The following is a 21,100-nucleotide window of genomic DNA, read 5'->3' as shown; positions in this document are numbered from 1 at the left end:
GCTACATCACTTCCAGCTTATAACCGATTCCCCATAATGTTTTAATATACTCTGGGTTTGATGGATCATCCTCTATCTTCTCTCGCAGCCTTCTCATATGAACATTAATAACATTCTCATCACCATAATATTCTTCATTCCAAATGAGGTTATAAATTTGAGTTTTTGTAAACACACGATTGCGATTCTTCGCAAATAGCTTTAATAGTTCAAACTCTTTGGAAGTGAGTTTAATAACTTTCTCTTTCTTCCAGACAGTAAAATTGATTGTATCTATTTCCAAATCACCAATCTGAATAATTTTATCTTGTATCTTTAGTGGAGCTGAATATTTTGTCGAACGACGAATTCCTGCCTTCACCCGTGCCGACAACTCAATCATTGAAAATGGCTTACAAATATAATCATCTGCCCCGAGGCCTAACCCGATTGCCTTATCAACATCTGTGTCCCTAGCAGACATTAGTAAAATAGGGACAGCACTTCTTTCACGAATCAATTTCATTACTTCTAAGCCATCTATCTTTGGTATCATAATATCTAGTATGATTAAATCAAACGAACATTGCGTAAATTTTTCCAGTCCAACTTCTCCATCAGAAGCTGTCGCTACAACAAAACCTTCTTTTGTTAAATAGCTTTCTACCATTTCTTGAATCGATAAATCATCTTCCACTAGCAAAATATTAGATGGCATTTCTTACCTCTCCTAACTTTTACATATATTAACACCTTTAATTATACTCCAAGATCTATTGAACGTGAAAAAAGGTGGAAACCATTCTAGTAGAAATTCTATTGGTGCATACAACAGCAAATGCCAATTAATTCTCAAAACTTGTAGTACTAAATTAACAACGATCATCACAAGATTGAATTAATGAAGCCGCTACAGTATCCTTGATATTATAATATTCTGAAAAGTGTAGGGGGAGAAATGATGGAGGAGAAAGTGCTAAAAGCGATTCAAGATGATTATCCAGATGCATTTGCATGGTGTTATGGATGTGGTCGGTTAAATAAAGATGGTCATCATTTTCGAACGGGTTGGCAAGGAGAACAAACTAGGACAATTTATACACCACGCTCAGAACATATTGCAATTCCAGGATTCGTTTATGGCGGCTTAATTGCATCGTTAATTGATTGTCATGGAACAGGTTCGGCTGCATTGGCATTGCATCGAAAAAATGGGCATGAAGTTGGGGATGGAATAGAGCCTCCTCGGTTTGTAACAGCTTCATTAAAAGTGGAATTTGTAAGGCCAACCCCAAATGATGTTCCATTAATAGCGGTTGGGAAGATACAAGAGATTCATCCTAAGAAGTGGAAAATTGATACAGAAGTATTTGCAAATGAAACACTTTGTGCTCGTGGAGAAGTTGTAGCAGTGGTGATGCCAAGCACTTTTACAAGCAAAGAATAATCCCTAGCATGATGGGTCATAAGTCATCAATGCAACGGATCCTTCAGTTGAGAAGAAGTAAGGCCTAATAAAAGCTTTATAAGAAAAAGAGTATGTGACCGTCCAAGCATTTGGACGGTTATTTAGTGCACCTAGCAAGTATCTTCAAAATCAAAGAATGAAAGACAGTGCAGGGCAGAATGTTTTAACATACATATTCACCTTAGCTTGATGGAGAAAGTCCATCCAAGTGAGTGATTCCAAGGCGGTTGAGCGCTTTTTGTACCAAAATACCGATGTAACTGACAGCGCATTTTATGCAAGTTAGAGCTATTTAGTTACATGTGGCTGGAAATCACAAGCGAAATTTCAGTTTATCAATATACTTAAAATATAAGCAAAGGGAGGTCGCAAAGATGAAAATACAGGTAGAGATAGATGAGGAGGTCCAAGCGATAGAGGTACTTATCCGAAATCATGAATGGAATGAGGAAGTGCAAGAATTAATGGAGCGCTTGAAGGAGAGAAAACGACCATATTTTGTTGGCAGGAAAGAAGATATGCAGCATGTTTTCAGGGCAGAAGAAATAATCTGTTTGTTTACAGAGCAAGATTCCATAATGGTGCGGACGAAACAAGGGACTTTTGAAATGAAAGAAAGATTATATGAACTGGAAAAGGACCTTCCAGGTAATCAGTTCGTTCGATTATCCAAATCGGTGATCGCAAATCTAAATGAATTAAGCAGATTTGAGGTATCTTTCAACGGAACTTTATGCGTTTATTTTAAGTCAGGGGAAAAAGAATATGTTTCTCGACACTATGTTCAAGGAATTAAGAAAGCATTTCAATGGAGAAGGAAGGGATTATGATGAAAACACTTTTGTTTCGTAGTTTTGTAGGGATTTGTTTTGGAGCACTCGTGATGGTATTGACGTGTTTTGGAGTAATAGGTTTTGGTGATGTGACCTCATTAGACAGTGGGATTTTCGTGAAAAATGCGATAGGCTGCCTATTATGTGGCTGGTTTTTCAGCACAGCAACTATATTATTTGAAATAGAGAAATGGAGTTTATTATCTCAGACTATTCTACATTTTTTGACTGTTAGCATATTATACTTTCTTCTTTCTTTCTTTGTTGGATGGATTCCATTTAGTTTAAAAGGGTTAGTAACAGGAATTGGTATTTTCCTACCATTCTATGCGATCATCTGGATTATTTTCTATCTCTATTTCCGCTACCAAGTGAAAATTTTGAATGATGGGTTAGATAAGAGAGGTAATTGAGAGAGGATGGACAGTAATTTTTTAAGGTAAGAGAGATAAGTAGTTTCAGTAATAATGTTTTTACCTGATTGAGTTGCTTTTTTAGTAGCTCTTTGTTTATTGGCTCCTGCCTATGTGCTGCTGGCTTCTGATGATTCTTCTTACATATCAGGACAAATACTTTTTGTAAATGGTGGATCAATCGCTACCTTTTTATGATGAAATGAATGTTTTCAGCAACTTTTTAATCGAACTTTATTTTAAGCCAACAGTAGTGTATTCGAACTGTGCAATAAAGAATTTTATGGATAAAACCTAACTTCTTGTAAAAAATAAGATAATAATCTACAAGGAGACTTAATAATGAAAAAAATAGCCATACTCTTTCTTATCTTTTTCATTTCGTCTAGTAGTGCTACTGAAGCAAAAAACACAATTGAAACAATTCCTCAAAACAAGCCACCTTCCATTATGGAATTAGCTTTTCTAAGATATCTTGGTGGAACCATTCTTGAAGTTATGGAAAAACACGGCGATAGTCAATTATTCACATTTAATAGAATTGAAAAAATTTCAAGAGATATTCAAAATGATACATATGATGTGTCATTACATGTAATGGGATATGAGGGACCCATCAACCCACCTTTTAAGTTAATTCAAATGACTATTCGTATACCAGGAGAAAAATATACTAAATATAGTGTGATTTCATACAAACATCGGTATATTAATGACAAAGAATTGAATGAGCTAACTAAATATGTTACTGATTAAATTAGATTTCATAATTTCGCAGTTTGTGTCCACTCTACAATAAGTCTTAATGAACGGGTGCGTTAGCTTCTTTAAGGCAGCTTTTTCTTTATGCCTCTATCGGGGCAGATTAGTTGAAGAAGGATTGATAACTTTTTTCTAATTAGGAAAGATTAGAAAAGATGTGTGTGTTTATATAAAAAAACTTATTGTACTGATTTTGATTATATCTCTATTTACTTTAGATTCAGTTGGAGTGTATGCACTCAAAGAATGCCCAGAGTTAAATGAGTTAGAAGAAATATCAATAAGGGATAAAAAAGAAGTAGTTAAAGCATTAAAAATATTAATTCCTAAAACTTACGAAGTAGGAGATTATCCTGTAATTCGTTCGAATCAATTACTAAAGGATGTCTCCCGAAGAAGCGTTTAATTATGTTCCAAATGTCATTGAGGTGTTACTTACAGGCTTCCATTTCCCTACTATTATGTCTAGAGCGACTTCGATAATACCACTAACTTCATTTTCATTGAGCTTATCGGTTATAATGAAGTTGGAAGTCTTCGTTTGCGATTATGTGGAGACCCGAATTTTATATTATTTGAGGTAGTATACCTTACTTATCAAAGGAGTTTATTCATCATGAATGTGCTACAAAAAACACAAAAAATAGTTCGCTATCAGAATCAACAGGGCAAAATACATTACGGTATTGTTGAGGATGAGATGATATTACAACTGTCTAGCAGTTTTGCTGAACTTGTCAACAAGGAAATAAAGTATGACGGGGTAGAGCTGAAATATAGTGACGTTAAAATTTTGGAACCTGTAAAACCTTCTAAAGTGGTTAATTTCGGCTGGACCTATGCAGGTCATGCGAAGGAAACAGGGGGAGAGGCAAACCTTGTAGAACCATTTCTATTTTTAAAGCCATTATCTGCGCTTATTCCAGACAAGGAGAAAATTATCCTTCCTCCAAATGATCTATCCAACCAAGTAGAACTTGAAGGGGAAGTAGCCTTGGTGATTGGGAAGCGCGGAAAAAACATTAAAGAAGAAGATGCGCTTGATTATGTGTTTGGTTGCACGATATTTAATGACGTCACAGCAAGAGATCTTACAAAAAAAGATCCACAGTTTACGCGGGGCAAAGGATTTGATACGTTCGGACCTTTGGGGCCGTGCATCGTTACCGGGGTAGATCCTACAAATTTGCGGATTGTGACCACTTTAAACGGCCGCGTTGTCCAAGACGGGAATACCAATGAAATGTCTCTAAGCATTCCGTATCTAATCAGCTGGCTTTCGCAGGTAATGACACTTGAGCCAGGTGACATTTTGGCCACGGGTTCACCATCTGGCAGCTGCCCGATCAAGTCAGGGGATGAGGTCGTTGTTGAAGTCGAGAATATCGGTCGGTTATGTAATGAGGTTCAGTAGGATTTGCCAGTATTCTTAATGCCAAATATGAAAATGTTCATAAATAGATGAGCCGACTTTTTAAAATGTTATAGGGGACATCGCAATAAAAAAAGAAGAGTTTCTTTGTTCTTGCATTCGCTTGTGGTGCTGCTAGAGAAACGGCAGTATTAAAAGAGCTTGGTGTCAATTTATTTGAGATAAATGATAAACCTGATGGTCAATGGCTAAATATAGTTGAGTATTGAATCATTTGAACTAACGAGTGCGTTTGATTAAGGAACACAAAAATGATCAATCTTTTTTATAAAAGAATAATCCAATTAAATAGTATAAGGGCATGTTTTGATTATCTTTTTTCAAAACATGCCCTTTCTATTTATTCATATTAAGATTTCTTGTATTAATTTGATCAAACTTTGTTTCAAAGCTACAGAAATATGGTATGAAAATTTTGTAGGTTTTTCACTTAAACTAAAGAAGCAGATACTTCAAAAAGGATTATTGAAAGCTTTATTGAATTTAAGAGTTGAGAGGGAGGGGGTTCGGAGTGCTTAATGTTGAGATTAGAAGGCCAAGAACTGAGAACATTAAAGAGTTAAATCATTTTTTTAGGGTAGTGATTACAGATACGTATACTAAAGAAGGTATCGGAGAAAAGTTGGATGATATAGAAGATGAAATCGAAGCTAAGAAAAAATACTTAGAAAGTGATCTTGAAAGCAATGGGGAAAAACGATATTTCTTGATTGCTTTAGATGATGATAAAATTATTGGTTCAATCGAATACGGTCCATCAAGCGAGCTGATATGCAATTGTACAAACAATGCTTTAGATAAGCTAATTGAAGTAGGTACAGTATTTGTTCATCCTGACTACCAGAGGAATGGGGTAGGTAATTTGCTATTGAAGACAATGTATCATACTTTGCAGCATAGGGGCATAGAAGAATTTTGTTTAGATAGTGGATATATTCGTGCACAAAAAATCTGGAAAAAGAAATTTGGAGATCCTGATTATTTGTTAAAGGATTATTGGGATGAAGGGTATGATCATATGGTTTGGAGAATCAAGGTCAAGGATTTATTAAAATAGGATATTTTGCACTCGTTCGTTGTATGCTTTTATATTATTAAAATTCACTTTTCACCACGTCATTTCCTTCTATAAATTCTTTATTCAATGCATAGTAATCTTTTACATCAACTATAATCCATCGTTTGAATTTTTCATTATAAGTTAAAGCTAACCAATATTCCTCAAATGTTTCTACTATTGGTTCACTGTCATTAAATCCATTGTATCTTTTTTGTTTATTATGAAATTCTACTGGAATTTCCACTCGATATTGTTCATTTTCTTTAGATAATTTAATATTCCCAAGATCGATTCGAGTCCCTAACGCTGTTCCTTTCCAATTTGTTTTTGCAAACTGAATGTTTTCCTCATAGTCTTTAACGATATTATCAGCAGCTGTATTGATAATGGCAGCCTATTCTTATAGAACTATCGGGGCAGGATAGTTCAAGAGTGCATATTGATTTGTTCAACAATTGGTTCATTTTATGGAATAACACTTATTGAGCTAACTGAGGGTTGAAGAAAGAATGTTATAATAAGTTTTATTATTTTACTGTTTTGCATTGGAGGTACTTAACTTGGAAATTAGAAAAGCAAGGAAAGAGGATATAAAGGGCATATCAAGAGTTTATGTTGATAGTTGGAGGACTAYTTATCGTGATCTAGTACCTGACGATTATCTGGACGAATTATCGTATGAAGATGCAGAAAAAAGATGGAATGATTTTTTATATAACGAAAATGAACCTTTTATATATGTTGCAATTAATGAAACAGGGAAAATTATAGGTTTTGCATCTGGTAAAAGTATAGATGAGAAGAATTACGATGGAGAACTATATTCGCTTTATCTCTTACAGGAATGTAGAGGATTTGGTGTTGGTAGGCGGCTTATTTCAGCTATTGCTAAACATTTTAAAGAAAAAGGTATTTATTCTATGATGGTTTGGGTAATGAAACAGAATAATTCTGGACTTGGATTTTATGAACGTATGGGAGGAAAAGAATACATTCATAGGACCAGTACGTTTGGAGGAACCATAGTAGAGGATATTGCTTATGGCTGGAAGGATATCTCAGAATTATGTATTGAGTAAGAGTAATAAAGATTTACACGCGTGTAACTTGTTTAATTAACGGGCGCGATTCTTGAATAAGATTCGCTTTTCTTAATGAACTAACGGGTGGCTTTACTTCATAACAGGGCGATAATTAAGCTATGTTAGATTTTCTTTTAGGCATTCTTTCCGCAGGATTCGGTGATAATTCTTTGGATACTCGAAAAATTGATCGAAATATAGAATTGCTGAAGAATCATATATGGTTTAAAGATATATACGAAGATGAAAAATATCATCGATTGTTTTTTGTAAATAGAAATGTTAGGCAGTATTTACAAAGTACAATGCGTGTAAAAAGAATTATAAAAAAGGAAAAATCTCAAAGAGTATTTCTTGTATTTTTAAATAAACAGTTAAAAAAATAAAATATCCTTAATGAACTAACAGGTGCGTTAGCTTAAGATCAGAGCTGTCTTTAAGGAAGCTTTTTCTTTTATGCAACTATCGGGGCAGAATAGTTCAATAGTTGAAAGTTAAGAGACAGAAGAATTAATTAGTTTAATAGGTATACTTATTTTATCATCTGAAACAAAGGAATGGAGATTTACATGAAAAAACAGCGTAACATTATTTTATACATTGGTACTTCAATTGATGGCTATATTGCAAATGATGATGGTACATTAGAGTGGTTAGAATCAACAGAAGTAGAAGGAGATTCTGGCTACAATTCACTCCTAGAAAGAATTGACACTGTTGTTATGGGAAAAGGAACTTATGATGTCATTCGTGGATTTGATATGAATTATCCTTATAGTGATTATAAAAATTATGTATTTTCTAAATCTGTTAGTGGATCAGATGAATATGCTTCATTTATTGATGAAGATGTCAAAACTTTCATTAAAAATATAAAACAAAAGCCTGGTAAAGATATATGGTTAATTGGTGGAGGAAACTTAGCTCGTGAATTTTTTAAAGGAAATTTAATTGATGAATTTCACCTAGCCATTGCACCTATTATTTTAGGGAAAGGAATCTCCCTTTATAACGGAGATGATATTACTCTAAAATACACATTAACCAAAGTAGAAAAATTAGGTCAACTTGCTATGCTTCATTATATAAAAAAATAATTTTCATCATCTTTCTCTTTTTTAGTAGGGGAAGATTTTTACCTTTTCAACTACATTTTTTACTGAAAACCGTTTGAAAATTAATAGATGTTTATATAACTAACGGGTGTGTTAGTTCACTAAAAATAATCAAACTATTTTATAAAAATCGTAAACTAAATCAATAGAAAAGAATCCATATTTATCATCTTTATTTCAAAGATACAGTTGATTCTTCTTTAATCAACAGATGCTTTAGCACAATAAGAGAAATAAAAAAAGTCAGTTTTGGAAAGGGCTTTTTTTGCTGGGATTTACTTAGCGTACAAAACTCTGAAACTTACCTCCTTCTATACATATTTTTCTATTTCATCCAATATAATTTACCCCTTTTGGAATTAAGTCTAGTCTTACGATGCCTTATAAATAACCAAATAAAAAGGCCTGGTAATCCGGGCCTCATTCATAATCCCATTCGTTGCGGGTTCCTGATGAATTCAGGTTTGATACGATTGCTTTAAAAAACTACCTTTTGGATCTATCTTTTATAGTTTTTGTTATTGCTAAAAAAACTATAAATCCAAAAATACCCACGACACCTAATATATTAATTATAGTAGACAATCCGATTCTTCCTTTCTGTTGATAATCTTATTCTTTATCTTGAATAACAACTCTAAAGGAACCAAAAGTTTGTTGACTCTCATAATTATCAGCACTTACTTCATAAGGAAATGGAAAGGCGATGAGTTGGAAATTTTTTTCGCTTTCAACTTCGGGTAGTTTAAAATCAAAAAGATGTCTAGTTTCTGGAGGAACAGTTGTATATAAGATTTCTATGTTATCTATGACTGCAACTTGTTCCCAATCTTTTAAAGCTATGATTGCATATCTGATCTCATCGTTCGTTTCATTTCCGGCAGAGAGCTTAAGCTTCTTGTCTTCTTTTTCAGTCATAATTGATTGCAACTTTTCCTGACTATTTGTGATAAATACATTTTCATTTAATCCATCTTTTACAATAGCATCAGGTTTTACTTCCTTTACTTTTTTTACATCTTCCCTGCTGTCAGCTTTATTGATGGAATACCGCATACTTAAAACTTGTTCTAAAATTCCTGCCTTAATTAGATCGAGCTCCTTCAATTTATATTCTGGCTTTTGCACGATTACAAAAGTCAATTCAATGGAGTCGGAACGAATGGGAACAGAAACTTTGAAGTTTATGGAGCTGTTAGGTTTCATTTCAAAGAAATATTTATTTACTTCCTGCTCCTTATTTTCAACTTTAAATTTTACTTGTTTATAATCTTCAAAAACAAGTAAAGCATACTTTCTGTCCTCATCAATGTCGTGGTCTACTGAAGCAACAACTGACACTTCATTCTCTTTACTATTAAGTGTACTTCCTTCATCTATATGTTTACCTTTCAAATTTTTCAAACCATACCCAACCGAACCATACTCATCCGCATTCGTTACTTCACGTTCTTTTTCAATATCAACAATGTTAGAAGTGCTTAATTCTTTAGTTGGAGATGAAGAAAAAAACCAGTAAAAAACTCCAAGCAATACCAAAACAGATAACGCAGTTATGTAGTATTTTTTCATAAACCAATCTTCTCCTAATTAAAAGAGATATGCAATGAGCATATCTCTTCATTCTTTTCTATTACCAATATGCCTTTGTTTGACCATTAATAGTTTTATACTCTTTAAGTTTAAAAGTATGAGTCCCAATAGCGAAATCATTCAAGGAGTATGCTGTTCCGTTTATTGTTTTAACTCCAATATAGTCCGTCTTTGTAGAACTTGCCGAATTAGTTTTTATTAAAGATCCATCACCATTAAAGGTTTAGCTCGTGTGTAAATAAAATCCTGTTTTTTGTCAGAGGATGATTTAGCGACTGCATAGGTACTCTTCAAAGGTGGGTTGTATGTATCTAACCTCCCGTGAACTTTATTCTTTGCTAGGATGGAACTACCTGTACCATCTGGTTCTTGAGTAAATATTTTTGCTTCTGAATTTACCAGACCTTCAGTTTCTTAAGGGGCAGGTAAGTTCAAGAAGTGTAGTGTATTCGAACTGTTCATTAAACCAAAATTCCTGCTGCAAATCTTCATAATGACAACATCAAATTAATAAAATTGTTTTTAAAGATTTATTAAAAATAGCCATAATTAAACAACAAAGTATCAACTAAAAGGGGCTGGTAAATTGTTCAATCTATTCTTAGAGTTTTTTGATACTTTGGTTTCTATAACAGACCTACTTATTTCTTATATTCGGGATAAAAATAAKAAATAAACCAGATAGTAAAATTACTCTTTTTACGTCACAATATGTGTCAACTCTACAATAAGCCTTATAGAACTTACAGATGCTTTACTTCAATAAGGAAGGCTGCTGAGGCARCCTTTTTCTTATGGCACTAACGGGGCAGATTAGTTGTACAAGGAATAAGACTTCATAATATTGAATTCTATTGTAGATGATGAAAGGGGAATTAAATGTACTATAAGGTCATAATAAACATGCCAATATCTAATCATGAAGTACCAGAATTAAGGGAACTGATTGGTTGAGGAAGACGAGACAAAGACTTCCCAACCTTATTCAAACGTTGTAACTTTTGGGCTGGAGTAAGAAACGAAAATAATAAACTTATAGCATTTGGTTATGTTGCTGGCATGGGATTAGAACATGGTTATATGGAAGACATAATTGTTCATCCTGATTATCTAAAAATGGGAATTGGTGTGGAGTTAGTAAGAGAATTATTAAGCGAATCTGAACGGTATGGTTTAGAAATTGTTACCTTAACGTATGATCCCAAACATAAAAACTTTTATGAAACTTGTGGCTTTACTCCCTGTTCAGGTGGGTTATGGAAAAAACAGTAATGAACTAACAGGTGCTTTACTTCATTATCAGGAGCTGATCAGCAGCTCCTCTTATTATGGAAATTATTGCAATGAATGAAAAAGAGATTTGAGCACAAAAAGACCTCTTGATATGATGAAAGTGTCCGAAGCTCGCAAGCGAAAAGGACACTTTCATCATAAACATGAGGCCAATCATGAATTATTACCAAAACAAGTAAATCGGTCAAATTTTTAAAAAACGGTACAATTAATGGGTCGTCCCGCCTACTGTATGAATATCCGATTCATATTTAGCAGCTGTGACAGCAGCTATTTTTATGCCCTTAACAATTGTCTCAAGGCTTAAGCTAGGCGCTTCTTTATTAATGGTTTGCTCCGGAATGAAAGGAATATGGATAAATCCACCCCGGATGCTTGATGAGGTTCGGGTGATATAGTTCATTAATCCATAGAAGATATGGTTGCATACAAATGTTCCGGCGGTATGGGATACCGATGCAGGAATGTTGCTTTCCTTCATGTTTTCGACAATTCTTTTGATGGGGATCGTAGACCAATAGGCTACTGGCCCTTTGTCTGCAATAGGCTCATCAATAGGCTGGTTTCCCTGATTGTCTGGGATTCTAGCATCATCTATATTGATTGCCACCCGTTCAGGGGTGATGTGAAGCCGACCCCCGGCTTGTCCTACACAGATAACGATGTCAGGATTATGCTGCTGGATAAGCTGCTCCATTACTGCAACTGATTTCCCGAATACAGTTGGGATTTGTTCAGCAACTAGAGTCACATCATCAATAACTTCTCCATGTAACTGTTTTACTGCTTCCCAGGAAGGGTTTACTCTTTCTCCGCCAAAGGGCTCAAACCCGGTTAATAACACTTTTTGCTCCATGAAGATCCCTCCTATACGCCTAATGAAACAAGTAAGTACATAAGTACGATATTGAAAGCTAATACTGCCAAAGCTGTTGGAACTTGAACTTTTATGACATGGTTTTTATCTTTCAAGTCCAGCAAGGCTGCCGGCACAATATTAAAGTTGGCAGCCATTGGCGTCATTAATGTTCCACAATAACCCGCAAACATAGATATGGCAGCTATATGATTTGGATTAGCGTCAAATTGGTTAATCAGAAAAGGAATGGCGATACCTGCAGCCATAACTGGGAAGGCAGCAAAGGCGTTCCCCATGATCATAGTGAATATAGCCATGCCGAGACAGAAAATGACCACAACCCAAAATAGCGAACCTTCGGGAATGATTGCTGTCACAGCTTTGGAAACGACTGTACCAACCCCTGCATTTGTGTAAATGGTTCCCAATGTTGCAAGTAGCTGTGGCAGCAATACAGCCCAACCAATAGATTCAAGCAGGCGACGTGATTCTTTCACAGCTCCTGCAGGTGTTCCGCGTGTCATCACCATCGCAAAAATAATGGCAGTCAAACACGCCAGACCTAAAGCAACCATCGTTACATTAGATGGATCCAGCAAAGCCTTTCCGCCAATTTTAACACCGTCTAGCAGCTTAGAACCAGCTAAGGTTAAAATAGGAATCAAGATGGCGGGTAGGAAAAGCCTGCCGCCAAGCCGTTTTCTTCGCTCTTCCTTTACAGTAATGCTTTCTTCAACATGTTCGCTTTTCTTTAACCCGCCACCTGCAATGATTAAAACCATAATAATAACCATAAGCCCAATGTAAAATGGCGGAATAATTTTGCCGAACATTAATGTAATTGAATAAATCAAGTAAAAGCTTCCTGTAGTCAACCGGCGGCTGTTCGTCCGATCAGTGAAAATATATAGGGAGCAGCCTAGAACAATGATGCCCATCAATACATAAATCATTTCAACTGAGAATATCATAATAGATGCTCACTTTCTCTTTGGAGTATTTTTCATTATTGGTCACGACTGCCCAAACGTTTATCCAGCTTTTTATCAAACATACGGAGGCGAATGGCGTGTACGATAAAAGCAAAGATGGCAGTAGGAATTCCCCATAATGCCATTGATATTGGGTCAGCAGGGATATTGTTCTGTTCAAAAAATCCGTTCATCAATAGAATTGCACCAACCGCCACGAAAATATCTTCTCCGAAAAACAAGCCGATATTATCAGTTGCGGCAGCATGTGCACGGATTTCCTGCTGCTCTTTCTCAGGCAGCTTACCATATTTTGATAGAGCAGCCCCTTCTGCCATTGGAGCAATCAGCGGGCGTACAGTCTGCGGATGACCACCAAGGCTGTTTAAACCAAGAGCAGCTCCGACTTCCCTGATCAATAAATACATGGTCAATACCCGGCCAACAGTGATGGCTTTGATTTTTGATACAACCTTTGAAGCTTGTTGCTGGAGACCATTTTTTTCAAGCAGCCCAATAACGGGAAGCGTGACTATGAGAATAGACATGTACCTGTTAGTTGTAAATGCTTCGCCAAATTGCGTAATAATACTGGTAATGGGAATACCGGCAATCATCCCCGTTACGAGTGCTGAAACCGTTACCACAACTGCTGAATTGAATCTAAGTACGAATCCAATCATGATTAAAAGAACACCAATTAGAACCATATATATCCCCTTTCTTATTATTAAAACTATTCTGCAAAAATATAAACTACATGTTATTGTACATTAAAGTAAGAATTTTTGAAATAAATTTTTTATTAATCCACGTGACTAATTATGTGAAAATCAAAGTCTTTTATAATGAAAGAATAGAAAAAATGCATCAAAAATACTTATTTACAACAGTAGTAAAACTAAAAATGGGACACGCCTATTTCTGTGGAAGAAGCATTAAAGAGATTCAAGAATAATATCACCAGAAATAGGATTGTTATATAGTCTATTTAACTAACGGGTGCGAAGATCTAAGCTGACTTTAAGTTAGCTTTTTCTTTATTCATCTATCGAGCGCAGTTTAGTTGAAGAAGGATTATTGATTCTAGCTGCCGAATAGTTTAAATTAACCGATCCAGCTCCAGATGCGGTGCAAAGGGTCATCTTAGCCACAAAATGACTAAGGTAAAAAAAATAGTTGAAATGAAAGAAGTGAAGGTTTTGATTAAATATAAATGCCTCCATCATGTAAGTCTTACTGTGACAGATTTGGAAAGAGCAAAAGAATTCTATGGTAAAACTTTATGTTTAAAAGAAATACAGCGTCCTAATTTTGATTTTCCAGGTGCCTGGTATGAAATAGAGGGACATCAACTTCACTTGATAGTCGATCCCTCTTCACAGACAATTCGTAAGGATAAAAGTTTATCCAGCAGAGAAGGTCACTTTGCCCTTAGAGTAGAGAACCACTATGACACTCTTAAATGGTTAAAACAGAATAAAGTTGAAATACTTGAAAAACCATATGGAAAAAGTGGATTTGCACAAATTTTTTGTGCCGACCCAGATGGTAATTTGATTGAACTAAATGTTAATCAAAAAGATCTATAAGTAGGCAAAGATAAAGGCTGCCATTACTGGCTCTTTTCTTATTGAAGTAACGGGGCAGATTAGTTGAAGAAGGGTAAAGACATGATGTCTAATATACAGTACCTACGTTCAGGGTTAAGAGTAAGATGCGAACAAGGTGTTAATTCAAGAGTAAGACAAGCCTGTTTGAATTTTGCTATTTGGTTACGAATAAATAAGAAATTTCCAATAAGGTGTGTTGTGTACATTAAGAAAGATTATCAAATTAAAACTTTAGATACTAAAGAGATGGTAAGTGCGACGTTTTTTGCTCCTTACGATAAGGATGTGGAGCCATACATTAGAGTTGCAACAGGGGATTATGAAGAATTAGTATCTGAACGAGGAGAAGAGGATGCTGTCTTGGCTATTTTAAATAGTATGGCTCACGAAATTATTCATTATCAACAATGGATTGAGGATAGAGATTTTGATGAAGATGAGGGGGAAAACACAAGTACAATATTGGTAGTTAATTATTATGATTGGACAGAGTGGAATTTCAAATTTCATTATTCAACAAATGGGTGATTTACTTCATTAATGGAGGTTGCTGCGGCAACCTTTTTCTTACTTTAAAAGGGGAAATCCTATTGGAAAATTCAATCATTGGTGGTGAGATTCTCATTGAAAAATATCCAAAAGATGTATGAGCATTTAAATTGGGCTAATCAACGTATTCTTGAAACATTGCAAAGTATTGAAGATAAAAATCAAGAGGTGAGCCGTTTGTTTTCCCATATCCTACTTGCAGAAAAAGTATGGATGACTAGATTACGAGGATTGGACAGTTCACGACTGCCCATCTGGTCAGAGGTCGATATAGAAGTCTGTGCAGAGCTTGTTATGCAAAATAAAGAGAGTTTAACAATGTTTCTTACTAATTTATCAAATACTGACCTGGATAAATTAATATCCTACACAAATAGTAAAGGAAAAGAGTTTAAGAATTCTGTACGGGATATTTTAACTCATGTAGCATTGCATGGTCATTATCATCGAGGACAGATTAACTCACGACTTCGAGCAGATGGTTTTGAACCAGTTAATATTGACTTTATTACATTTGTGAGATAGATGTATTCGGGGTAGCCTTGTTCAATACTAGTTTATGATATGCGACTATATTCCACTAACAGGTGCGACTCATTAGATGAGATTCTTCATGTTGCTGAACAGAGAATGTTTGACGTAAAAATCAGGACGGAAATTTCCACTGCACGCCAGTCATCTAATGGAATGTGAGTATAATAGAAATTTACCTTTCAACTAGCTGTTACATTTAAGATTAATAATTTCTAATATTTTCTGCTGGTGAAGTAGTGCTGTCGTATGACCATTGCTGTGCAAACAGGAGGCTTTATTTTTGTTGAAGTAACAGGTGCTTTACTTCAATAAGGAAGGTTACTGAGGCAATCTTTTTCTTAAGGCACTAACGGGGCAGTTTAGTTCATTAAGACATTCATTTATAAATCTTAATTTGGATATAATTGAATAAAAATAAATGTTATTTGGAGCATAAAATGTTTAAGAAAATTAAAGCGTGGACAAGGAATTTGAAGAAACAAGTTTTTATACTTTACTTTGCTTATAAAGATAATAGAGTATCCTGGTATGCAAAGTTATTTGCTACCTGTGTAGTAGCTTATGCATTCAGTCCAATTGACTTAATACCTGACTTTATACCGATTCTTGGCTATATAGACGATGTAATTATCGTTCCATTAGGTATAATGCTTGCATTAAAGATGATACCAGATAGTGTACTAACCGATTGTGAAGAAAAGGCAGAAGAGTTGATGAAAAAAGGTAAACCTAAGAATTGGATATTCGGCTCAATAATAATATTAGTTTGGGGTTTAATTTTATTATGGGTATTATTACAATTTATAATTTAATGAACTAACAGGCGCGTTAGCTGAAGATCGGAACTGTCTTTAAGGCAGCTTTTTCTTTATTTAACTATCGGGGCAGGATAGTGGAAGAAGAGATCAAATTTATTTTTATTTTTAGGAGGAGTTAAGCAATGAGGGCACCTTATCAAGTTTTAATATTTCCTTATATTATCACTGACAACGCTATTCAATATGCCATTTTTAACAGAAGTGATTATGGATATTGGCAGGGATTAGCTGGTGGTGGGGAAGATGGTGAGACTCCTATCGAATCAGCAAAACGAGAAGCATTTGGACGTTTATGTAATAAAAGAATTTTCTTTTGGTGTTAAAGTACCTATAAAAGATATTTCATTATCAAAAGAACACCTCAATTACAAATGGTTATGTTTTGAAGAGGCAGTAGCACTTTTGAAATGGGATAGTAATAAAACTGCATTATGGGAATTAAACAAAAGGATATTAAATATTAAAAAACATATTACTCCAAGTGAAAGTTTGTAAAAGAAAGTACTTAAACTAACGGGCGCGTTAGCGCCATAAGAAGGCCGCCAATTGGCGGCCTTTTATAAGTGAAATTCTTAGACTTCAACTTTCAAATTCAAGTAAAAAGTATCCTTCTTTAATTAATCTATCAGGTAAATTAATGAAAAGATTACAAAAATAAGTATATTAATAAATTAGAGTTTTTATTATGTTATAATAAGCCAGGAAAAAAATAGGTAAATGGCATTGAACAGGCAGGAAGGGAAATGCAAAGGGAACAAAATCGCCAGCAGCAGAAAATAAGAGGCAAGAATAATGCAAAAAGTTGTCAACATGTATGGGAAATGGATAGGTAACTTCTTACAGACGAATTTGGTAGCCTTTAAGGCAAGATGTAGCCTTAAAGGCTACTGGTTTTTATATCTGGGGATATGCTCAACGCTTGGGGGAGTTTGAAAAAGTCAAAAGGATTGTTATTAGTTTATATCTGTTACTGGTATTAATGGTATACCTTAAAATACTTTTGGTGAAATAATATTTAAATGAGGCTATGTTACTACCAAAATTTAATCACTGAACAAATAAAAAGAAAAACATTTTTAGTATAATGAAGTAAAATTATAACATAAGAAAATATTTACAAGGGGAAAAAATGAAAAATTCAAAGTTGGATTACAACCTAATTACACTTTTACTTTTGCTATTTATAACTAGTTGTATAGCTATATATACTGCTCAAGAATTTGGTCAATACGAAGGGAATTTTTTATTTAGACAAGTATCTTGGTATTTTATAGGTTTCGGTATGATTTTAGGAGTTATGTATTTAGATTCTGAACAAATATTTCGCTTGAATTGGTTTATTTACTCGCTCAGTTTATTTCTATTGATTGCATTAATTTTGTCACCTGAGTCAATAGCACGAGAAATAAATGGTGCCAAAAGTTGGTTTCAAATTCCTGGGATTGGGTCTATACAGCCAGCTGAATTTACTAAAATATCTTTAATAATTTGTTTAAGTTACTTAATACAAAAACATCATAATAAATATGTAGACAAAACTTTGAAAACAGATTTTATTCTATTAATTAAGATGGGGGCCGCAACACTTCTTCCTATACTTTTAATTATGAAACAACCAGATTTAGGAACATCTTTAGTATTAATGTGTATTTTTATAGGGATATTATTTGTTTCAGGAATATCATGGAGAATAATTGGTGTTATTTTTATTATTTGCGTATTAATTGCCAGTGGAATTTTTTACTTAGTTTTTCTTAACCCTGAACTTCTTCAATTAATGGGAATAAAAACATTTCAATTAGGAAGGATTTATGCTTGGATTGACCCAGAGTCTTATCAATCAGGAGAAGGATATAACCTAACCAAAGCCTTACTTGCAATAGGATCAGGTGCATTTTATGGTTATAGAGGAGACGGTGTATACGTTCCTGAAGCACATACAGATTTTATATTTAGCGTTATTGCTTCTAAATTTGGTTTCTTAGGATCTAGTATTTTAATAACAATTTATTTTCTCCTTATTTCGAGCATGGTGAAGTTAGCCATAGATGTCAAAAATAGTTTTGAATCTTACCTATGTGCAGGTGCGGTTTCTATGATTTTTTTCCATATTTTTGAGAATGTTGGAATGAATATAGGTTTACTGCCTATAACAGGGATACCTTTACCTTTTATAAGCTACGGAGGCAGCTCATTAATGGGCAATATGTTAGCAATGGGCTTAATCTTTTCAATAAGCTATCGAAAAAGAGCATATATGTTTGACTAAGGTGGCTAAGTATTCCAGGATTAATTCAATTTTCTCTTTTCGTAATATTAGGTTTGTTTTTACTAAGAAAACTAGTGCAATTTATTAGACGGTAAAACCCGTCTTTTTTTTATGTCACAGTATGTGTCAACTCAACAATAAGTCTTATGCAACTAACAGGATTAGTTGAAGAGTGCTGTTGGATCTTTATTCAACAATTGGGCCATTTTGTTGAATTATTAAAGTTCTAATATTTTACTGTGGTAAATAAGTTAAATAGGCCGTGAATATACTGTGGATATGTTAAGACTTTAATTAGGATAGGAGTGAATAAGCAATTATGAAACAAAGGATGCGCGTTCTTATTTCTGGTGCGAGCATTGCCGGTCCGGCACTTGCTTACTGGCTTCACCGCCACGGATTCGACGTGACTGTAATAGAACGTGCACCAGCATTGCGCACGGGTGGGTACGGGGTTGATATCCGTGGTGCAGCCATTACGGTGCTTGAGGGGATGGGTATACTCGATCAAGTTCGTGCAGCTGACACGAACATGACTGGTGTTTACTTCGTGAATAGCAAAGGCAAGATCGAAGGTCAAATAAGCGAAGCGAGTATGGGGAACCATCAAGGTCTGGACATCGAAATCATACGTGACGATCTTTGTCACATTTTGTACGATTTAACTAAGGATACGGTCGAATACATTTGGGGCGATTCGATTACCGCAATACATGAGACTGAAGCTGGTGCAGAAGTTCAATTTATGTATTGCAAGCCGCAGACTTTCGATCTGGTAATCGGAGCGGACGGTCTCCATTCTAATGTGCGCACCTTGACTTTTGGCGACGAAGCACAGTTTAAACGTACGCTTGGCTGTTATATCTCAATTTTCACCCTTGAGAATTACCTCAACCTCGACCACCGCCAGCTGTTTTATACGATACCAGGCAAAACTGTAGGTATGTATAGCGCCCGTAACAATACCGAAGCAAGGGGGATGTTCTTGTTCCAATCAGAGGCATTGAAATACGACCGCTATGATACAGAAGCTCAAAAGAAACTTGTAGAAAATGCCTTCGTAGGCCATACGGGCTGGGAAACCTCGAATCTACTCAAAACCATGAAAGATGCGACAGACTTTTATTTTGACGAGATTTGCCAGATTCATATGCCGACATGGTCAAAAGGTCGGGTTACATTGTTAGGCGATGCGGCGTATGGCCCATCACCCCTATCGGGTCAAGGGTCTAGCCTGGCGCTTGTCGGAGCTTTTGTATTAGCTGGTGAACTCAAAGCTGCAGATTGCGATTTCACCCGTGCCTTTGTTGCCTACGAACAAAAAATGAGAAAGTTTGTTGAGAAAAATCAAAAAATAGGACTAATGGCTGCCGGGAGTATGATTGAAAAATCAAACTTCAAAATCTTTCTACGCAATTTAATGTTTCGCGTACCCATCCTTATGGTTGTATCGTTTAAGACGATTTCGAAAATGATAGCGAAAGCTGCCAACGGGATTGAACTGAAAGATTATTGATATGTGATATTTTATTTTTTATTTCTTTGATATTTTTTGTGATTAAAAGTGGAAAAAGCTATAAGCATAATTGAAATACTACTATTCTTGTTAAACTAACGGGTGCTTTACTTCAATAAGGGAGTTGCTTCGGCAGCTCTTTTTTGTATGGAACTAAAGGGGCAGTATAGTTCTATAAGAAAAAGATGAATAAGTTACGATTTTTCCATAAAATTGAAACTAAACCAAACTAATTACGTCATTAATATTAATCCTAAATTTGAAAGGAGTAATAATGAAAATACACTATTTTGTTGTTTTAGTTTTATCCCTGGTTTTATTGTTAGGGTGTTCTTCGAAGCAAAACAATGACAATGTTGCGAAAGCAGAGGTACAAGATGTCCTAAAGGAACAAAGTATTAAACCAAATTCTAGTTCTGAAATTATTTCATCTAACAACAATTCAAAACAAACACCAACATTCAAAATACATGAAAAAGTAAAAGATGTAATAATGGTATATGAAATAAGGGGGGGGAATCGAAAATTTGGTTTTTTCGATAAACCTTTGATAATGGATAAAGAAATTAAGTTGGAATGGCTTTTTTGGACAATTGATGACAAGCTTCCTTTAGGTGAGTTAGAGCTAAAAGCCGTTCAAGATGAAAGTGGAAAGAGTATAACAGCAAAAGGAGAGATAGTTAAGAAAGAGACACCTATAAAAGAAATGCCTAAAGATTATACCCCAAAGCCAGTTAGTATTAATAAAAGTATAGAAGAAGATATAAAAATTAATTTTAAATTCCCTGTATCTATAGCATCCACTTCAATTAAATTCAGCGAATCTGGTATTTGGAAATTGCAACTATTTTTAAATGATGAATCTATAGGAAATATGAACGTTTATGTAACTAAAAAAAAGGAACCAAATATATATTATCTTGACAATTGAGGGTGATATC

The 21,100-nt window shown here is 34.8% G+C and carries 23 protein-coding genes and 3 pseudogenes; 20 read left to right on the top strand and 6 right to left on the bottom strand.

The genetic code is table 11. The annotated features are described in order from the left end of the window. Position 1: 1 nt before the first annotated feature. Positions 2-697: a response regulator transcription factor gene (locus AC1DUW_RS06070; RefSeq protein ID WP_477642197.1), complete on the bottom strand. Its 696-nt coding sequence runs from the start codon at positions 695-697 to the stop codon at positions 2-4. A 243-nt stretch (positions 698-940) separates the two neighbouring features. Between AC1DUW_RS06070 and AC1DUW_RS06065 the strand changes: the two genes are divergently transcribed. The 8 genes and pseudogenes from AC1DUW_RS06065 (at position 941) to AC1DUW_RS06030 (ending at position 5,944) form a co-directional block, all read left to right on the top strand. Next, the gene (locus AC1DUW_RS06065) at positions 941-1,426 is read left to right on the top strand and encodes a PaaI family thioesterase (RefSeq protein WP_098176512.1); all 486 of its coding nucleotides are present in this window, start codon (positions 941-943) and stop codon (positions 1,424-1,426) included. Positions 1,427-1,821: 395 nt separating this feature from the next. Next, complete coding sequence (locus AC1DUW_RS06060; protein WP_053344544.1) at positions 1,822-2,277, top strand: LytTR family DNA-binding domain-containing protein; 456 nt, start codon at positions 1,822-1,824, stop codon at positions 2,275-2,277. After that, a complete protein-coding gene (locus AC1DUW_RS06055; protein ID WP_236694850.1) occupies positions 2,274-2,693 on the top strand; it encodes a DUF3021 domain-containing protein in 420 nt (139 codons plus the stop codon). The genes AC1DUW_RS06060 and AC1DUW_RS06055 overlap by 4 nt, the downstream gene beginning before the upstream one ends. 99 nt (positions 2,694-2,792) lie before the next feature. After that, positions 2,793-2,891, top strand: a pseudogene (locus tag AC1DUW_RS06050) (NAD(P)-dependent oxidoreductase); the annotation flags it as partial. A 144-nt stretch (positions 2,892-3,035) separates the two neighbouring features. After that, positions 3,036-3,449, top strand: coding sequence for a hypothetical protein (locus AC1DUW_RS06045; protein WP_053344546.1), 414 nt, complete (start codon positions 3,036-3,038; stop codon positions 3,447-3,449). 235 nt (positions 3,450-3,684) lie between these two features. Continuing rightward, positions 3,685-3,861: a hypothetical protein gene (locus AC1DUW_RS06040; protein WP_477642196.1), complete on the top strand. Its 177-nt coding sequence runs from the start codon at positions 3,685-3,687 to the stop codon at positions 3,859-3,861. A 210-nt stretch (positions 3,862-4,071) separates the two neighbouring features. Further along, complete coding sequence (locus AC1DUW_RS06035; RefSeq protein ID WP_053344548.1) at positions 4,072-4,869, top strand: fumarylacetoacetate hydrolase family protein; 798 nt, start codon at positions 4,072-4,074, stop codon at positions 4,867-4,869. A 529-nt stretch (positions 4,870-5,398) separates the two neighbouring features. Then, the gene (locus AC1DUW_RS06030; RefSeq protein ID WP_477642195.1) at positions 5,399-5,944 is read left to right on the top strand and encodes a GNAT family N-acetyltransferase; all 546 of its coding nucleotides are present in this window, start codon (positions 5,399-5,401) and stop codon (positions 5,942-5,944) included. Between the two features lie 37 nt (positions 5,945-5,981). Here AC1DUW_RS06030 and AC1DUW_RS06025 read toward each other — a convergent pair whose 3' ends face one another. Next, positions 5,982-6,332 (bottom strand): hypothetical protein, encoded by a 351-nt coding sequence (locus AC1DUW_RS06025; RefSeq protein WP_477642205.1) that lies wholly within the window; start codon positions 6,330-6,332, stop codon positions 5,982-5,984. A gap of 175 nt (positions 6,333-6,507) precedes the next feature. Here AC1DUW_RS06025 and AC1DUW_RS06020 point away from each other — a divergent pair, with 175 nt between their 5' ends. The 3 genes from AC1DUW_RS06020 (at position 6,508) to AC1DUW_RS06010 (ending at position 8,126) form a co-directional block, all read left to right on the top strand. Next, entirely contained in the window at positions 6,508-7,026 is a 519-nt protein-coding gene (locus tag AC1DUW_RS06020) for an N-acetyltransferase family protein (RefSeq protein WP_477642194.1), read from the top strand. Between the two features lie 122 nt (positions 7,027-7,148). Continuing rightward, a complete protein-coding gene (locus AC1DUW_RS06015; protein ID WP_053344552.1) occupies positions 7,149-7,415 on the top strand; it encodes a hypothetical protein in 267 nt (88 codons plus the stop codon). A gap of 183 nt (positions 7,416-7,598) precedes the next feature. Continuing rightward, positions 7,599-8,126: a dihydrofolate reductase family protein gene (locus AC1DUW_RS06010; RefSeq protein WP_053344553.1), complete on the top strand. Its 528-nt coding sequence runs from the start codon at positions 7,599-7,601 to the stop codon at positions 8,124-8,126. 630 nt (positions 8,127-8,756) lie between these two features. On the opposite strand, the gene AC1DUW_RS06005 is transcribed toward AC1DUW_RS06010, so the two are convergent. Beyond that, on the bottom strand, positions 8,757-9,716 hold the full coding sequence (locus AC1DUW_RS06005; RefSeq protein ID WP_053344554.1) for a hypothetical protein: 960 nt from the start codon (positions 9,714-9,716) through the stop codon (positions 8,757-8,759). A gap of 1,026 nt (positions 9,717-10,742) precedes the next feature. On the opposite strand from AC1DUW_RS06005, the pseudogene AC1DUW_RS06000 reads away from it, so the two are divergent. Then, positions 10,743-11,009, top strand: a pseudogene (locus AC1DUW_RS06000) (GNAT family N-acetyltransferase); the annotation flags it as partial. A gap of 229 nt (positions 11,010-11,238) precedes the next feature. Here AC1DUW_RS06000 and pcp read toward each other — a convergent pair. The 3 genes from pcp to AC1DUW_RS05985 are packed head-to-tail and all read right to left on the bottom strand — an operon-like array spanning position 11,239 to position 13,570. After that, the gene (pcp, locus tag AC1DUW_RS05995) at positions 11,239-11,886 is read right to left on the bottom strand and encodes a pyroglutamyl-peptidase I (RefSeq protein ID WP_053344556.1); all 648 of its coding nucleotides are present in this window, start codon (positions 11,884-11,886) and stop codon (positions 11,239-11,241) included. A gap of 11 nt (positions 11,887-11,897) precedes the next feature. After that, on the bottom strand, positions 11,898-12,860 hold the full coding sequence (locus tag AC1DUW_RS05990; protein ID WP_053344557.1) for a DUF979 domain-containing protein: 963 nt from the start codon (positions 12,858-12,860) through the stop codon (positions 11,898-11,900). 35 nt (positions 12,861-12,895) lie between these two features. Continuing rightward, positions 12,896-13,570, bottom strand: a complete 675-nt coding sequence (locus AC1DUW_RS05985) for a DUF969 domain-containing protein (RefSeq protein WP_053344558.1) — start codon at positions 13,568-13,570, stop codon at positions 12,896-12,898. Positions 13,571-14,062: 492 nt separating this feature from the next. On the opposite strand from AC1DUW_RS05985, the gene AC1DUW_RS05980 reads away from it, so the two are divergent. The 8 genes and pseudogenes from AC1DUW_RS05980 to AC1DUW_RS05945 all read left to right on the top strand — a co-directional run bounded on the left by AC1DUW_RS05980 (position 14,063) and on the right by AC1DUW_RS05945 (position 21,090). Then, positions 14,063-14,452 carry a VOC family protein gene (locus tag AC1DUW_RS05980; RefSeq protein WP_053347947.1) on the top strand — a complete coding sequence of 130 codons (390 nt, stop codon included), beginning with the start codon at positions 14,063-14,065 and terminating at the stop codon, positions 14,450-14,452. A gap of 63 nt (positions 14,453-14,515) precedes the next feature. Continuing rightward, positions 14,516-15,001, top strand: a complete 486-nt coding sequence (locus tag AC1DUW_RS05975; RefSeq protein WP_477642193.1) for a hypothetical protein — start codon at positions 14,516-14,518, stop codon at positions 14,999-15,001. Between the two features lie 96 nt (positions 15,002-15,097). Then, positions 15,098-15,547 carry a DinB family protein gene (locus AC1DUW_RS05970; protein WP_053344560.1) on the top strand — a complete coding sequence of 150 codons (450 nt, stop codon included), beginning with the start codon at positions 15,098-15,100 and terminating at the stop codon, positions 15,545-15,547. 446 nt (positions 15,548-15,993) lie between these two features. Beyond that, positions 15,994-16,368, top strand: a complete 375-nt coding sequence (locus AC1DUW_RS05965; RefSeq protein ID WP_053344561.1) for a YkvA family protein — start codon at positions 15,994-15,996, stop codon at positions 16,366-16,368. A gap of 128 nt (positions 16,369-16,496) precedes the next feature. Further along, positions 16,497-16,869: pseudogene (locus tag AC1DUW_RS05960) on the top strand (NUDIX hydrolase). Between the two features lie 634 nt (positions 16,870-17,503). After that, on the top strand, positions 17,504-18,643 hold the full coding sequence (locus AC1DUW_RS05955; protein WP_053344562.1) for an FtsW/RodA/SpoVE family cell cycle protein: 1,140 nt from the start codon (positions 17,504-17,506) through the stop codon (positions 18,641-18,643). 319 nt (positions 18,644-18,962) lie between these two features. Further along, the gene (locus AC1DUW_RS05950; protein WP_477642192.1) at positions 18,963-20,159 is read left to right on the top strand and encodes an FAD-dependent monooxygenase; all 1,197 of its coding nucleotides are present in this window, start codon (positions 18,963-18,965) and stop codon (positions 20,157-20,159) included. Positions 20,160-20,433: 274 nt separating this feature from the next. Beyond that, positions 20,434-21,090 carry a hypothetical protein gene (locus AC1DUW_RS05945; protein WP_053344564.1) on the top strand — a complete coding sequence of 219 codons (657 nt, stop codon included), beginning with the start codon at positions 20,434-20,436 and terminating at the stop codon, positions 21,088-21,090. Positions 21,091-21,100: the final 10 nt, after the last annotated feature.

Source organism: Peribacillus sp. P4_C12 (assembly GCF_056402095.1).
The sequence above is the reverse complement of the archived record's forward strand: the minus strand, read 5'-3'. Positions and strand labels throughout refer to the sequence as shown.